Origin of the sequence: Actinoplanes lobatus, from assembly GCF_014205215.1 — a bacterium.
In the GTDB taxonomy this organism is placed as follows: Bacteria; Actinomycetota; Actinomycetes; order Mycobacteriales; family Micromonosporaceae; genus Actinoplanes; species Actinoplanes lobatus.
Genome location: NZ_JACHNC010000001.1, coordinates 9,253,410 through 9,267,181, shown reverse-complemented (window position 1 = coordinate 9,267,181; position 13,772 = coordinate 9,253,410). Strand labels below are relative to the sequence as shown.

The window sequence follows — 13,772 nt, the reverse complement described above, 5'->3', positions numbered from 1 at the left end:
GTGTGGGAAGCATGAGCATCGGGTTGCGTCGGGTGATCGAGCCGGCCGGCGTGCTGCCGCAGGCCGCGTGGAAGCTGGACGCGGACCCGCGGATCGCGCCGGACGAGGTGCGCATCCGGGTCCAGCGGCTCAACCTGGACGCCGCCAGCTACCGGCAGCTCGCCGAGAAGCACGCGGGCGACGGCGCCGCGATCCGCGCCGAGGTGCTGGAGATCGTCGGGACGCGGGGCAAGATGCACAACCCGGTGACCGGCTCGGGCGGCATGCTGATCGGCGTGGTCGACGAGGTCGGCCCGGAGTCGTCGCTGGCGGTCAAGCCGGGTGACCGGGTCGCCACGCTGGTGTCGCTGACCCTGACCCCGCTGCGGATCACCGACGGGCTGACCGGCTGGGACGGGCTGAGCGAGCAGGTGCCGGCCGAGGGCACGGCGATCCTGTTCGGCCGTTCCGTGGTCGGGGTGCTGCCCGAGGACCTGGCGCCCGAGCTGGCGCTCGCCGTCTACGACGTGTGCGGCGCCCCGGCGCTGACCGACCGGGTGGTCCGGGCGACCAGGGCGGCCACCGTGGCGGTGCTCGGCGGCGCCGGCAAGAGCGGGTCCCTCACCCTTGCCGCGGCGAAGCGCGCGGGTGCCCGTACCAAAGCCGTGGTGTTGAACGAGGCCGAGCGGGACGCGCTGCTCGAAGCCGGACTCGCCGACGAGATCGCGATCGCCGACGCCCGGGACCCGGTCGCGGTGAGCGAGGCGGTCGGGGAGCCCGCCGACGTCACCGTGGTCTGCGTGGACGTGCCCGGCTGTGAGCACGGCGCGATCCTGGCCACCGCGGCCGGCGGGACCGTGATCTTCTTCTCCATGGCGACCAGCTTCCCGGCCGCCGCGCTGGGCGCCGAGGGCCTGGCCGCGGACGTGACGATGCTGGTCGGGAACGGTTTCGTGCCGGGTCACGCCGATTTCGCGGTGGACCTGCTGCGCCAGGTTCCCGCGGTGCGCTCCCTCTTCGAGGCACGGATCGCGGCAGACTGACGCGCATGACTGACACACCCTCGGTTCGCTACGTCAACGGCCGCTTCTACTCGGCCGCGGAACCCCGCGCCACCGCCATGGTCACCCGGGGCGACACGATCGCCTGGCTGGGCGACTCGGGCGACGCGCCGGCCGCCGACGTCACCGTCGACCTGGACGGCGCGCTGGTCACCCCGGCGTTCGTCGACGCGCATGTGCACGCCACCGACACCGGCCTGGCCTTCGACGGCCTGGACCTGTCGGCGGTGCGGTCGCCGGGCGAGCTGCTGGAGAGGGTGGCGGCGTTCGCGGCGACCCGCCCGGCCGGTGGGGTGGTGCACGGGCACGGCTGGGACGAGTCGACCTGGAGCGACCAGACGCCGCCGACCGCGGAGCAGCTGGACCGCGCCGCCGGCGGCCGCAAGGTGTACCTGTCGCAGGCGTCGGTGCATTCGGCGCTCGCCTCGTCGTCGCTGTTGCCGGTGGCGGCCGGGGTGGACGGCTACCACGAGTCCGGCTGGGTGCGGGAGGCCGCGCACCACGCGGTGCGGGCCGTGTCGCTCGGCTCGCTGACGCCGGAGCAGCGGGCCGCGGCGCAGCGCACCGCGCTGGCCCGGGCCGCGTCGATGGGTATCGCGGCGGTGCACGAGTGCGGCGGCCCGGGGACCTCCAGCGAGGCGGACTTCGCGTCGGTGCTGGCGCTCTCCGGGCAGGGCCTGCCGCAGGTGTTCGGCTACTGGGGCGAGCTGGGCGGCGCGGAGCGGGCGCGGGACCTGGGCGCGCACGGCGCGGCCGGCGACCTGTACGCGGACGGCGCGCTCGGTTCCCGGACGGCGTCGGTGCGGTCGCCGTACCACGACGGCGACCACGGCTGCGGCGAGGCGTTCCTGACCGCCGAGCAGGCCGCCGACCACCTGCTGGACTGCATCCGGATCGGGTTCCAGGGCGGTTTCCACGCGATCGGCGACGCCGCCATCGAGACGGTCCTGGAGGGTTTCGCGATCGCCGCGAAGAGCGTCGGCGTCGACCGGCTGCGCGAGGGTCATCACCGGATCGAGCACGTCGAGCTGATCGACAAGGCGATGATCGCCCGGATGGTCGAGTTCGGCGTGATCGCGTCGGTCCAGCCGGTCTTCGACGCGCTGTGGGGCGGCCCGGACCGGATGTACGCGCAGCGCCTCGGCACCGACCGGGCGCTGGCCAGCAACCCGATCGGGGCGATGCACGCGACCGGGGTGGCGCTGGCGTTCGGGTCGGACTCGCCGGTGACCGCGCTCGACCCGTGGGCGGTGGTGCTGGCCGCCGCGGCCCCGCGGAACCCGAGGTTCCGGATGAGCGTCCGGTCGGCGTTCGCGGCGAGCAGCGCGGGCGGCTGGCGGGCCGCCGGTGTGCAGAACGCGGGCGTGCTCAAGCCGGGCGCGACGGCGACGTTCGCGGCCTGGGAGACCCCGGCCGGGCTGGCCGACGGCCTCCCGGCCCTGCTGCCGGACGTGGACGGCGCCGAGCCGGCCCGTCCGGTCTGCCGTCGCACGGTGCTGCGCGGCGACACGATTTTCGAGAGGTAACAGGAGGCGTTTCGTTGGCCGGGAAGCTGGATCTGGATGCGACTGTGGTCGCGCGGGCGAGGGCGCTCGCCGCGACCGCGGGGCGGCCGGTGGTCGACCTGGCGCGGTCGCACACGACCGTGTCGGTGGAGCGTGCGGTGCTGCGGCTGGCCGGGGTGACCGGCGCCGACCCGGACGGCATCCCGTGGGTGAACCGGCTGGTCGACGCGGTGCGTGCGGACGTCGGGCTCGGTCACGGGGTGGCCGTGCCGGTGTTCCACGCGATGGAGACGACCGGTGTGGAGGACGTGACGGTCCTGGCGCAGAAGGCCGCGGCGGGGTCGGTGCGGTTCACCGTTCCGGCGTCTCCCGGCAAGGCCCGGCAGAGGGCCAAGCGCGCCACCGCGGCCGGCCTCCGGACGATCGACCGGCGGCGGGCCGAGCGGGACCGGCTGATCAAGCGGCACGGGGACCCGAAGCAGCGCCCGTGGATCTACCTGATCGTGGCCACCGGCGACATCTACGAGGACATCCCGCAGGCCCAGGCGGCGGCGCGGGCCGGCGCGGACGTGATCGCGGTGATCCGGTCCACCGGGCAGTCGCTGCTGGACTACGTGCCGGAGGGCGCCACCCGGGAGGGGTTCGCCGGCACCTACGCCACGCAGGAGAACTTCCGGCTGATGCGGGCCGCCCTGGACGAGACGTCGAAGGAGGTCGGCCGGTACGTGCGGCTGACCAACTACGCCTCCGGCCTGTGCATGCCGGAGATCGCCACGCTGGCCGGGCTGGAGCGCCTGGACATGATGCTCAACGACTCGATGTACGGCATCCTGTTCCGCGACATCAACCCGATCCGCACCTTCGTCGACCAGCGGTTCTCCCGGCAGATCCACGCCCGTGCCGGGATCGTCATCAACACCGGCGAGGACAACTACCTGACCACCGCCGACGCCGTCGAGGCCGCGCACACGGTGACGGTGTCGCAGTTGATGAACGAGTACTTCGCCCACGAGGCGGGGCTGGCGGACTGGCAGCTGGGCCTGGGGCACGCTTTCGAGATAAATCCGGATCTGCCGGAGTCGTTCCGGCTGGAGCTGGCGCACGCGCTGCTCGCCCGTGAACTGTTCCCCGATGCGCCGCTGAAGTGGATGCCGCCGACCAAGCACATGACCGGGGACGTCTTCCGCGGCAACCTGCTCGACGGCTTCTTCAACCTGGCCGGGGCGCTCACCGGGCAGAGCATCCTGCTGGTCGGCATGATGACCGAGGCGGTCGTCACGCCCTGGCTGTCCGACCGCGACATCGCCCTCCAGAACGTCCGGTACGTCCTCAACGGCGCCGGGAACCTGCACGAGGACTTCACCCCCGGGCCGTTCATCCGCGGCCGCGCGAACCAGGTCCTGTCCGAGGCGATCGACCTGCTGGAGCGCATCGTCGACGACGGGATGCTCAACGCCATCGCGGACGGCACGTTCGGGATCATGAAACGGCCCGCGGACCGGGGCAAGGGCCTGGACGGCGTCGAGAAGCAGGACGAGGACTACTACAACCCGGTCGCGGAGGCGCTGTGATCATCCGGCCCTATGGGGACACCACCGGCGACGGCATGGTGCAGATCTCCTTCACCCTGCCGATCCCGCACGACAAACGCGCCGAGGGCGCCGCCCTCCAGCTGGCCGGCAAGATGGGCATGGACCCGGCCATGCTGGTGCACGCCAAGCAGATGGGCGACGGCTACACCTTCTTCGTCGTGTACGGCAAGGTGAACCACCTCGTCGACACCGAGAAGGTCCAGGTGGTCGAGCGCGACTTCCCGCTCCTGAGCGCCAAGGAGGTCAACGCCGCGATCAAACGGCGGCTGCGGCGGCGGCTCAACGTGGTCGGCGCCTGCATCGGCACCGACGCGCACACCGTCGGCATCGACGCCATCCTCAACCTCAAGGGCATCGCCGGCGAGAAGGGCCTGGAGTACTACTCCGAGCTGTCGGTCACCAACATGGGCGCCCAGGTGTCGGTGCCCGACCTGGTGGAGACCGCCCGGGAGAAGAAGGCCGACGCCGTGCTGGTCTCCCAGGTGGTCACCCAGCGCGACGCGCATCTCCAGAACACCCGGGCCATGTCGGCGGCGTTCCGGGAGGCGCTGCCGGCCGGCAGACGGCCCCTGCTGATCGTCGGCGGGCCCCGGTTCGACGAGCTGATGACGGGCGAGCTGGGCGTCGACCGGATCTTCAGCCGCGGCACCACGCCCCGCGAGGTCGCCTCCTATCTCGTCCACGCCCTCGCCGGGAGCTCGAAATGATCACCGTGACGCACCGCCGCTACGTGCCCTACGCCCACGCCCACTACGCCGGGAACCTGGTCGACGGCGCCTACTCGCTCGGCCTGTTCGGCGACGTGGCCACCGAGATCTGCATCCGGCTGGACGGCGACGAGGGCCTCTTCGCCTCCTACGACGACGTGCAGTTCAAGGCCCCGGTGCGGGCCGGCGACATGCTGGAGATCACCGGGACCGTGGTGAAGATGGGCACCCGCTCCCGGAAGATCGACTTCGAGGTGCGGGTGGTCTGCCGCGGCACGGAGGGCTCCGCCGCCGCGGTGCTCGGCGAGCCGATCGTCGCCACCACGGCGACCGGCACCGTCGTCGTGCCACCGAAGTGACGACCGCGGTCTGCGTGGACGTCGGGTCCACGTACACCAAAGCCGCCAAGATCGATCTGGACGGCGCGCGACTGATCCGCCGCGCCGAGGTGCCGACCACCTCGGCGACCGACGTGCTGCACGGGCTGGACGCCGCCGTCGCCGCCGTGGGCGGCGGCGACGAGCTGCGCGTCTGCTCCTCCGCGGGCGGCGGGCTGCGGCTCGCCGTGATCGGGTACGAGGCACTGGTCACCGCCGAGGCCGGGCACCGCGTCGGCCTGTCCGCCGGTGCGCAGGTGGTGCACGTGGCGGCCGGACCGATGAGCGGGCCCGATCTCACCCGGCTGCGCGCCGCCCGCCCGGACGTGCTGCTGCTGGTGGGCGGCACCGACGGCGGCGACGGCGAGGTGCTGCTGCACAACGCCCGCCGCCTGGCCGCGGCCCGGATCCGGCTCCCGGTGGTCCTGGCCGGTAACGCGGACGTCCGCGACGAGGCGCTCGCCCTCCTGACCGCTCGCGGGGTGCCGGTGACCCCGGCCGCCAACGTGCTGCCGCGCATCGGCGTCCTGGACCCGCTGCCCGCCCGTGCCGCGATCCGGGACGTCTTCCTGCGTCACGTGATCGGTGGCAAACGTCTCTCCCGCGGCCGCCGGTTCGCCTCGCTGGTGCGTGCCGCCACCCCGGACGCGGTGCTCGCCGGGGTCGAGGCGCTGGCCGACCGGACCGGGTTCGGCATCCTGGTCGTCGACGTGGGCGGCGCCACCACCGACGTCTACTCGGCGCTCGTCCCCGATCCGGAGAGCGAGACCGGGCCTCGGCGGGACGTGGCCGGCACCCTGTGGCGGGCCCGCACCGTCGAGGGCGATCTGGGCGTGGCCGCCGGTGCGGACGGCACCCGGGCCGCGGCCGTGGCGGAGAAACTGCCGGAGCCGGGCGACGACCGGGAACTGGCGGCGACCGCCGCGGTGGTCGCCCTGCGCCGGCACGCGCGCGGCCGTTCGGGGCTGTGTGACGTACGTCTCCTGCTCGGTTCCGGTGGTGTGCTGCGCCATGGTGGGGGAGAGCAGGTCCTCCGCGCCGTGCTGTCCGATGTGGCCGGTGGCTGGGCGCCCCCGGACCGGGCCCGCACCGTGATCGACGAGCAGTACGTATTGGCCGCGGCCGGGCTCCTGTCGGCGGATCACCCCGCGGTCGCCGGTGAACTCCTGAGCAACTCGATCAGGTACGAGATGTGACACGCCGGTGAATACGACACGCCGCAACGCGGGTGCCCCGGTTGACAGGGCGGCGGGTGGACGACGTACCGTCTTCTGGTCCTGTTCCACGGCGAGCGGTCATGATCCGCTCCTCTCCTCCACCCACTGGCCGCAGTCCTCGCAGGGGTCGCGCGTACAGCCAGGTCCAGGGGGCGGGGGCGCGCGGAGCGGTGCGGACCGGGCCGCGTTCAGGTGGCCCTTCCGGGGATCGGTCCATGGCCAGTAGACAACGGCACGACGCGGGCATCCGGCACGCGGCGGGTCGGTCCGAAGGTCACGGCGAGATCCCGCGGATTTCACCGGCCGTGGAGAGGACAGGAGCACCCGAGGGGCGTGGTCGAACCGTGACCGCGCCCCTCCGTCGTCGCAGGTCGCGGGCGGGTAGCCTGCCACGCGTGGAAATGACTCTCCCCCCGCCGGCGCTCGCCGACCCGGGCGCCGGCGCGGACCGGCCACCGCGCCCGCTGCGCCTGCCGGTGGCCGTGGCCCTCGCGGTCGCCGCCGGCGCGGCCCTGCTGCTGGCCCTTCCCCCGTACGACCTGTGGTGGCTCTCACCGGTCGGCGTGGCGCTGCTGGCCGCGGCCGTGCACCGGCGCCGTCTGCGGGCCGGGTTCGGCCTCGGCGTGCTGGCCGGGGTGGTGCTGTTCTTCCCCATGCTGGAGTGGACGCGGATCGCCGCCGGCTGGCTGCCCTGGACGCTGCTGGCCGGCCTCCAGGCGCTGTACGTGGGCCTCGCCGGGCTGGCCGGATCCTGGCTGTCCCCGCTGGTGGACCGCTGGCGGGCGCTGTGGCCGCTGCTGGCCGGGCTGATCTGGACCACGAGCGAGTTCCTGCGCGACCGCACCCCGTTCGGCGGCTTCCCCTGGGGGCGGCTCGCGTTCAGCCAGGGTGACGCGCCGACCCTGCGGCTGGCGGCGTACGGCGGCGCCCCCCTGGTCACCTTCGCCGTGGCGGCCGCGGGCGGCGCTCTCGTGGCGCTGGCCTGGCGCCGGTGGAGCCCCCGCACCCTGCTGCCCGCCGTAGGCTTCGCCGCCGTGACGGGGCTGCTGCTGGCCGCGCCGGCCGCCCTGCCGCTGACCGTGCCGGGCGGCGACGCCACCACGGTCGCGATCGTGCAGGGCAACGTGCCACGGCTCGGCCTCGACTTCAACGCCCAGCGGCGGGCCGTGCTCGACAACCACGTCAACGCCACCCGGGCACTGGCCTCCGAGGTCGCCGCCGGCCGGCAGAAGCAGCCCGGCCTGGTGGTGTGGCCGGAGAACTCCAGCGACATCGACCCGCTCCAGAACGCCGACGCGGCCGCCCTCATCCAGTCCGCCGCCGACGCGATCAAGGCGCCCATCCTGGTCGGCACCCTCCAGCGCACCGAGGTGCCCGGCGACATCTACAACGTGGGCATCCTGTGGCGGCCCGGCACCGGCCCCGACCACGCCCAGCAGTATGAGAAACGCCACCCGGTGCCGTTCGCCGAGTACATGCCGCTGCGCTCGGTCGCCCGCCTGGTCAGCGACAAGGTCGACCTGGTCCGCAACATGCTCGGCGGCGACGAGCCCGGGGTCGTCGACACCGGCGCCGCGGTCCTCGGCGACGTCATCTGTTTCGAGGTCGCCTACGACGGGATCGTCCGGGACGTGGTGACCGGCGGCGCCCAGATTCTGGCGGTGCAGACGAACAACGCCACCTTCAACGAGGCCGAGGCCCGCCAACAGTTGGCCATGGTCCGCCTGCGGGCCGTCGAGCACGGCCGGGAGGCCCTGATGGTGTCCACCGTTGGGGTGTCCGGATTCGTCGACGCGAAGGGCGGTGTGCACGATTCGACCGGGTTCAACACGGCTGCGGTGGTGGTGCGTGACATGAATCTGGACGGACCGCGTACGCTGGCGACTCGTTCGGGCGCTCGGCCGGAGACGGTCATCGTCTTTGGTACGGTCGTCGCCCTCGTCGGTGTGCTGCCGTTGCGCCGCCGACGGGGGACTATCAACAGTGACGGCGTACAGGTTTCGGAGGAACGGTGAGCGAGGCGGAAGGTTACCCGGGAGTGGGACGGGTCCTCGTGATCATCCCCACCTACAACGAGGCGGACAACGTCCGGGTGATCACCGATCGGGTGCGTAAAGCGGTCCCGGCCGTCGACATCCTGATCGCGGACGACAACTCGCCGGACGGGACCGGCGCGATCGCCGACGAGCTGACCGAGGCGGACGATCACATCTTCGTCCTGCACCGGGCCGGCAAGGAGGGTCTGGGCGCGGCCTACAAGGCCGGTTTCCAGTGGGCGAAGGACAAGGGGTACGACGCGGTCGTCGAGCTGGACGCGGACGGCTCGCACGCCCCGGAGGAGCTGCCCAGCATCCTGGACGCGCTGGGCGACCACGACGCGGTCCTCGGCACCCGGTACATCCCGGGCGGCAGCGTGCACAACTGGCCGCTGCGGCGCCTGCTGCTGTCGCGGTGCGGCAACATCTACATCCGGATGGCGCTGGGCATGCCGTTCAAGGACGCGACCGGCGGCTACCGGGCGTACCGTCTCTCGGTCCTCGACAAGATCGAGGTGAGCACCATCGCCTCCACCGGCTACTCGTTCCAGGTGGAGATGGCCTGGCGGGCGTACCGGCAGGGGTTCCGGATGATCGAGGTGCCGATCACGTTCACCGAACGCGAACACGGCGTCAGCAAGATGAGCGGCAACATCTTCAAGGAACAGCTGCTGAGGGTCACCCTGTGGGGCGCGCAGGCGCGCAAGGAGGACCTGCTCAACCTGCTCAACCGCAAGCAACGGCAGAGCACCACCTGGCCGTGAGGTGTCATGCTGGACGGGGCCGGTCGTGAGACGGGCTCGCGACACCCATCGGTGAGTGGAGTTCGACATGCGGCGTAGCAGGCTTGCCTACCTACCGATCGCGTTCCCGTTGCTGGCGGTGGCGGAGATCGTGGTCTTCCTGGCGGTGGCGGACGCCATCGGCGCGCTCTGGGCGGTCCTGCTGCTCGCCGCGTCCTGTGTCGCCGGCATCGCACTGCTGCGCCGCGAGGGTGTCCGCGGCTTCCGTGCCTTCCAGGAGGCGGTCCGGGCGGGGCGCCCGCCCGGCGGGGAGGTCAGCAACTCCCTGATCGGGCTCTTCGGGGCGCTGCTGCTGGCCGTGCCCGGCTTCCTCACCGGCATCGCCGGCCTGCTCCTGCTGCTGCCACCGGGCCGGATCCTGGCCCGCCGCGGGGTGGAGCGGTTCGCCCAGCGCAACCTCGGCGGCGCCGCCACCGGCGACCTGTTCGGGCCGCGCCGCGTCCGGGTGCACCAGAGCGACCCGGTCACCGTCGTGGTCGTCGACGACGACCAGCCGCGCCCGCCGGCCGCCGCCATCGAGGGCGAGATCGTCCGCTAGGCCGTAGGACAACGAGAAGGCCGCCCCCTCCAGACGGAGGGGGCGGCCTTCTCGTTGTGCTGACCTCAGCGACCGCGGCGGGTGCGAACCTCCTGCAGTCGCTCGTTGAGGATGTCCTCCAGCTCGGCGATCGAACGCCGCTCGAGCAGCATGTCCCAGTGGGTGCGCGGCGGCTTCGCCTTCTTCTGCTCCGGCTCGTTGCCGTCGACCAGGCGGGCGACGCTGCCGTCGAACTTGCATTCCCAGGTGGTCGGCACCTCGGCATCGACAGCGAACGGCACCTCGAACTGGTGACCCTTGACGCACAGGTACTCGCGGGACTGTCGGGGCGCCAGCTCGGTGTTACGGTCGGACTCGTAGCTGACCGCGCCAAGACGGCTGCCGCGCAGCATGCGTTCGCCCATGATCGGCTTTCCCCTCGCTTAGTGGTGCTGCTCTCGTTGGTGTAACGAAAGGAGCGGCCGCCGGATTCCTCCGCCGGAATTCCGGTACCGCCAAAGTCCCTATCGGCCGCCTGTATCGGCGGTGTTAACGCTATGAGCGTAACCGGCCACTCACCCCACCCGGCAAACCGAACCCGTGGCCCCATGGACCTTGGTCCACCTTATGGCGGTTTGGGAGTTCTACGGGTGGTGCGATGTCGGTCACTTGGTCAAATTCACTCGTAAATCACGGAACCGTAGGTCACCCTCCGGCTCGCCCACGGTAGTGATCGGTACCCGCTTCGCCGCTTACAGGCCGGTGGGACGTGAGAAACTTCACCAGTTTACGGCCGAGACTGGAAAACCGGGCGAAACACCCGGCGGGCCGGATCAACTGTTGCCGGAGGGGACGGGCTGGGCCGGCGGAGCCGGGCGTGCGGCGCCGAGAGCGGCCAGCGCGGACGCCAGATCGCTCACCTGCGAGGTCAACTGGGCCACCCGCTCCTGGGCGGCGTCGGCGTCGGCACGGGCGGACGCGAGGCGGCGTTCCAGATCGGCGCGTTCCCGCGCGGCGCGCTCGGCGGCACGTTCGAGATCATCCCCGGTACGCCGGAGCCCGTCCCGTTCCGCGGCGACCGCCGCCAGCTCGTCCCGCTTCGCGGCGGCCTCGGCGTGCGCCTGCCGTGCCCGGGCGGCCGCGTCGTCCCGGTCCCGTTCGGCGGCCGCCGTCGCCTGCCGGGCCTGCTCCGCCTCGGTCGTGGCGCGGTCCGCCTCCGACCGCGCCACGGTGAGCCGCTCCTGGGAGCGGAGCTGCTCCTCCTCGGCCCGGTCACGGAACTCCCTGGCGTCCTGGAGCGCGGTCTTCAGATCCCGTTCCGCGGTGTCACGCTGTGCTCGTACCCCTTGCAGGTCCTGTTTGGCCGTGCCCAGCTCCTCGGCCGCGGCGTCCCGCTCGGCCTCGGCCCGCTCGCGCAGCGCGGCGGCCGCGGTCGCCGCCCGCACCGCCTCGTCGCGGGCCGTGACCGCCTCCTGCTCCCGGACCCCGGCCTCCTCGGCGGCGCGCTGCGCGTCACCGGCCCGCCGCCGGGCCTCGTCCCGTTCGGCGGTCGCCGCCGCCGCGACCTGCTGTGACGCGATCGCCGCGTCGGCCGCCTGCTCGGCGTCGCGGCGGGCGTCGTCGCGTTCGGCGTGCGCCGCCGCCACCTGCCCGGACGTCTCCGCCCGCACCTCGGCGAGCTGGCGTTCCACCCCGGCCGGGGACATCTCCGAGTGCAGCGCCTCGGTCAGCGTGCCGACCAGTTGGTCGAGCCGGTCGACGACCTCCCAGGTGCGCGCCACCTGCCCGGCCAGCCCCGGCGACGAACGGTGCCGCATCCGCACGTTGCGCGAGGCCCGCTGGCACTCGCCGTCGTTGTCGCGGCAGTAGCGGAACGGGCGCCCGGCGGAGGCGCGCTGCGGCACGGGGCGCCCGCAGTGGGCGCAGGGACGGGTCTCGGCTTCGGAATCCTGCACAGTCATAGCGGTCCCACCCTATGCGGGGCGACGGCGCCACCCCGGCAACCACACCGTCGCAACCGCTCGATCGGCTAAGTTGCTCACGTGAATCGCACCGCGTTGGTCACCGGCGCCTCGTCCGGTATCGGGAAGGCGACCGCGGCGGCACTCGCCGCCCGCGGCTATCGCGTGCTGGGCACCAGCCGTGACCCGTCCTCGCTCGAGCCGGACCAGAAGGCGCCCGGCGTCGAGTACGTGGCACTCGACCTCGCCGACGACGCCTCGATCGAGGGCCTCGCCGGGACGCTGAGCGGTGTGGACGTGCTGGTCAACAACGCGGGCGAGAGCCAGTCCGGTCCGATCGAGGAACTGCCGGTCGAAGCGCTGCGGCGGATCTTCCAGGTGAACGTGCTCGGCCCGGTCCGGCTCACACAGCTCGCGCTGCCGGGGATGCGGGACCGCGGTCACGGCCGGGTGGTGATGGTCGGGTCGATGCTGGCGTCGTTCCCGCTGGCGTACCGGTCGTCGTACGTCGCCTCGAAAGCCGCGATCAAGGGGTTCAGCAACGGGGCACGGCACGAACTCTCGCCGTTCGGGGTGTGGCTGACCACGGTGGAGCCCGGGTCGATCGCGACCGGCATCAGCGAGCGGCGGACGAAGTACATCGGTGACGGCTCGCCGTACCGGGCCGACTTCGAGCGGATGCTGACCGCGCTGAACCGCAACGAGCGGGCCGGGATCACCGCCGAGCGGGTCGCCGCCACGATCGTCACGGCGATCGAGGCGGAGCGGCCGAAGGCACGGTACGCGGTGGGCAGCAACGCGCCGGCCGTCTTCGCGCTGCGGCGGCTGCTGCCCGGCGGCGTCGTCGAGAAGATCGTCCACCGGCGGCACGACCTGCCTCGCTAGATATGGCTCAGCGGGGAGCCGGACTGGGTTCCAGCTGTTCCCGGAGGCGGGAGCGGGCCCGTTCCAGGCGTTTGCGGACCGCGGCCGGAGTGATGCCGAGGACCGCCGCGGCCTGGGTGGCGGTCAGGTCCTCCCAGCCGATCAGGGTCAGCAGCTCCCGGTCGTCGTCGCCGAGCCGGGCGAGGGCGTCGCGCACCAGATCGGTGGCGGGATCGGGCGCGGGTTCCGGGCGCAGGTGCAGGCGCAGCCGGTTGGCGAGCCGGTGCCGGCGGACCGTGCCCCGGCGGTGGTTGGCCAGGACCAGGCGGGCGGCGCCGATCAGCCAGGCACGGGTCTCGTCGGGGGCGGCGGGCACCTCGGCGAGCCGCCGCCAGGCGACCACGAACACCTCGGCCATCAGATCGGCCGCGTCCTGTGCCGGTTCGGTACGCCGGGACAGGTAGCCGAGCACCGCCGGGCCGTGCCCGCTCATCATCGCGGTGAACCGCTGTTCCGCCGCGCTCACCGGATCCCGTCCAGGGGCAGGCCGGAGCAGTTGGCGCGCAGCTCGGTGGAGACCGGGGTGCGGTCGCCGCGGGCGGCCGCGGCGGCCACCCGGCGCAGGTTGCCCACCACGCCGCCGCCGTCGGTGGCCGCCAGCGGGCCGGCGTCCACCGCCCGGTTCAGCCCTTCCACGGCCTGTGCCGCCCCGGCCGTGTCACCGGCGGTGTGGCGGCGGTCCCAGGCGGTCAGCCAGGCGCAGACGCCGTAGTAGGCGGCCGAGGAGGCGATCGCCAGGTCGGAGACCGACGACGGGGACCGGGAACCCTGCTCACGCAGTTGGGCGGCGTAGGCGGCCCGGTCGGCGCCGGGCGGCAGCTCCAGCCGGGCGGTGTGCTCGGCCACCACCCGTTCGAAGTCGCCGGACGCCGAGTCGTGCCAGGTCATGTATCCGGCGGCGGCCAGCGACAGCGCCACCCCGGCGGCCAGCGGCACGGCCACGAGGCGGCGGCGCAGGAGCGGGGGCCGGGCGATGTCGCGGGCCATGCGGTGCAGCAGCGCGGGGTCCGGGGCGACGGTCAGCGGCTTCGCCTCCCGTACCAGCAGATCGAGTCGGTCGTCATCCATGTGTATTCCCTTCACGGACACCAGA

14 protein-coding genes are annotated in these 13,772 nt (G+C 73.0%); 10 read left to right on the top strand and 4 right to left on the bottom strand.

The genetic code is table 11. The features are described from left to right. Positions 1-11: 11 nt before the first annotated feature. The 9 genes from kdd to BJ964_RS42220 all read left to right on the top strand — a co-directional run bounded on the left by kdd (position 12) and on the right by BJ964_RS42220 (position 9,815). Positions 12-1,022 (top strand): L-erythro-3,5-diaminohexanoate dehydrogenase, encoded by a 1,011-nt coding sequence (gene kdd, locus BJ964_RS42260; protein WP_188125903.1) that lies wholly within the window; start codon positions 12-14, stop codon positions 1,020-1,022. Between the two features lie 5 nt (positions 1,023-1,027). Beyond that, entirely contained in the window at positions 1,028-2,566 is a 1,539-nt protein-coding gene (locus BJ964_RS42255; protein WP_188125902.1) for an amidohydrolase, read from the top strand. Between the two features lie 14 nt (positions 2,567-2,580). After that, positions 2,581-4,116, top strand: a complete 1,536-nt coding sequence (gene kamD, locus BJ964_RS42250; protein WP_188125901.1) for a lysine 5,6-aminomutase subunit alpha — start codon at positions 2,581-2,583, stop codon at positions 4,114-4,116. Next, positions 4,113-4,844, top strand: coding sequence for a lysine 5,6-aminomutase subunit beta (kamE, locus tag BJ964_RS42245; RefSeq protein WP_188125900.1), 732 nt, complete (start codon positions 4,113-4,115; stop codon positions 4,842-4,844). The genes kamD and kamE overlap by 4 nt, the downstream gene beginning before the upstream one ends. After that, entirely contained in the window at positions 4,841-5,203 is a 363-nt protein-coding gene (kal, locus tag BJ964_RS42240; RefSeq protein ID WP_183218922.1) for a 3-aminobutyryl-CoA ammonia lyase, read from the top strand. The genes kamE and kal overlap by 4 nt, the downstream gene beginning before the upstream one ends. After that, positions 5,200-6,417 carry a glutamate mutase L gene (locus BJ964_RS42235; protein WP_188125899.1) on the top strand — a complete coding sequence of 406 codons (1,218 nt, stop codon included), beginning with the start codon at positions 5,200-5,202 and terminating at the stop codon, positions 6,415-6,417. The genes kal and BJ964_RS42235 overlap by 4 nt, the downstream gene beginning before the upstream one ends. Positions 6,418-6,839: 422 nt before the next feature. Next, entirely contained in the window at positions 6,840-8,453 is a 1,614-nt protein-coding gene (gene lnt, locus BJ964_RS42230) for an apolipoprotein N-acyltransferase (RefSeq protein WP_188127475.1), read from the top strand. Next, positions 8,450-9,238, top strand: coding sequence for a polyprenol monophosphomannose synthase (locus BJ964_RS42225; RefSeq protein ID WP_188125898.1), 789 nt, complete (start codon positions 8,450-8,452; stop codon positions 9,236-9,238). The genes lnt and BJ964_RS42225 overlap by 4 nt, the downstream gene beginning before the upstream one ends. Before the next feature lie 67 nt (positions 9,239-9,305). Further along, positions 9,306-9,815 carry an FxsA family protein gene (locus tag BJ964_RS42220; RefSeq protein ID WP_188125897.1) on the top strand — a complete coding sequence of 170 codons (510 nt, stop codon included), beginning with the start codon at positions 9,306-9,308 and terminating at the stop codon, positions 9,813-9,815. 65 nt (positions 9,816-9,880) lie between these two features. Here the strand turns inward: BJ964_RS42220 and BJ964_RS42215 are convergent, their stop codons facing one another. Next, positions 9,881-10,219, bottom strand: coding sequence for an RNA polymerase-binding protein RbpA (locus tag BJ964_RS42215; RefSeq protein ID WP_183218918.1), 339 nt, complete (start codon positions 10,217-10,219; stop codon positions 9,881-9,883). Positions 10,220-10,627: 408 nt separating this feature from the next. After that, positions 10,628-11,755, bottom strand: a complete 1,128-nt coding sequence (locus BJ964_RS42210) for a coiled-coil domain-containing protein (protein ID WP_188125896.1) — start codon at positions 11,753-11,755, stop codon at positions 10,628-10,630. Positions 11,756-11,836: 81 nt separating this feature from the next. Here BJ964_RS42210 and BJ964_RS42205 point away from each other — a divergent pair, with 81 nt between their 5' ends. Beyond that, entirely contained in the window at positions 11,837-12,640 is an 804-nt protein-coding gene (locus BJ964_RS42205; RefSeq protein WP_188125895.1) for an SDR family oxidoreductase, read from the top strand. A gap of 7 nt (positions 12,641-12,647) precedes the next feature. On the opposite strand, the gene BJ964_RS42200 is transcribed toward BJ964_RS42205, so the two are convergent. After that, on the bottom strand, positions 12,648-13,145 hold the full coding sequence (locus BJ964_RS42200; protein WP_229806728.1) for an RNA polymerase sigma factor: 498 nt from the start codon (positions 13,143-13,145) through the stop codon (positions 12,648-12,650). Continuing rightward, entirely contained in the window at positions 13,142-13,747 is a 606-nt protein-coding gene (locus tag BJ964_RS42195; RefSeq protein WP_188125894.1) for a hypothetical protein, read from the bottom strand. Before BJ964_RS42195 ends, BJ964_RS42200 begins: the two co-directional genes overlap by 4 nt. Positions 13,748-13,772: the final 25 nt, after the last annotated feature.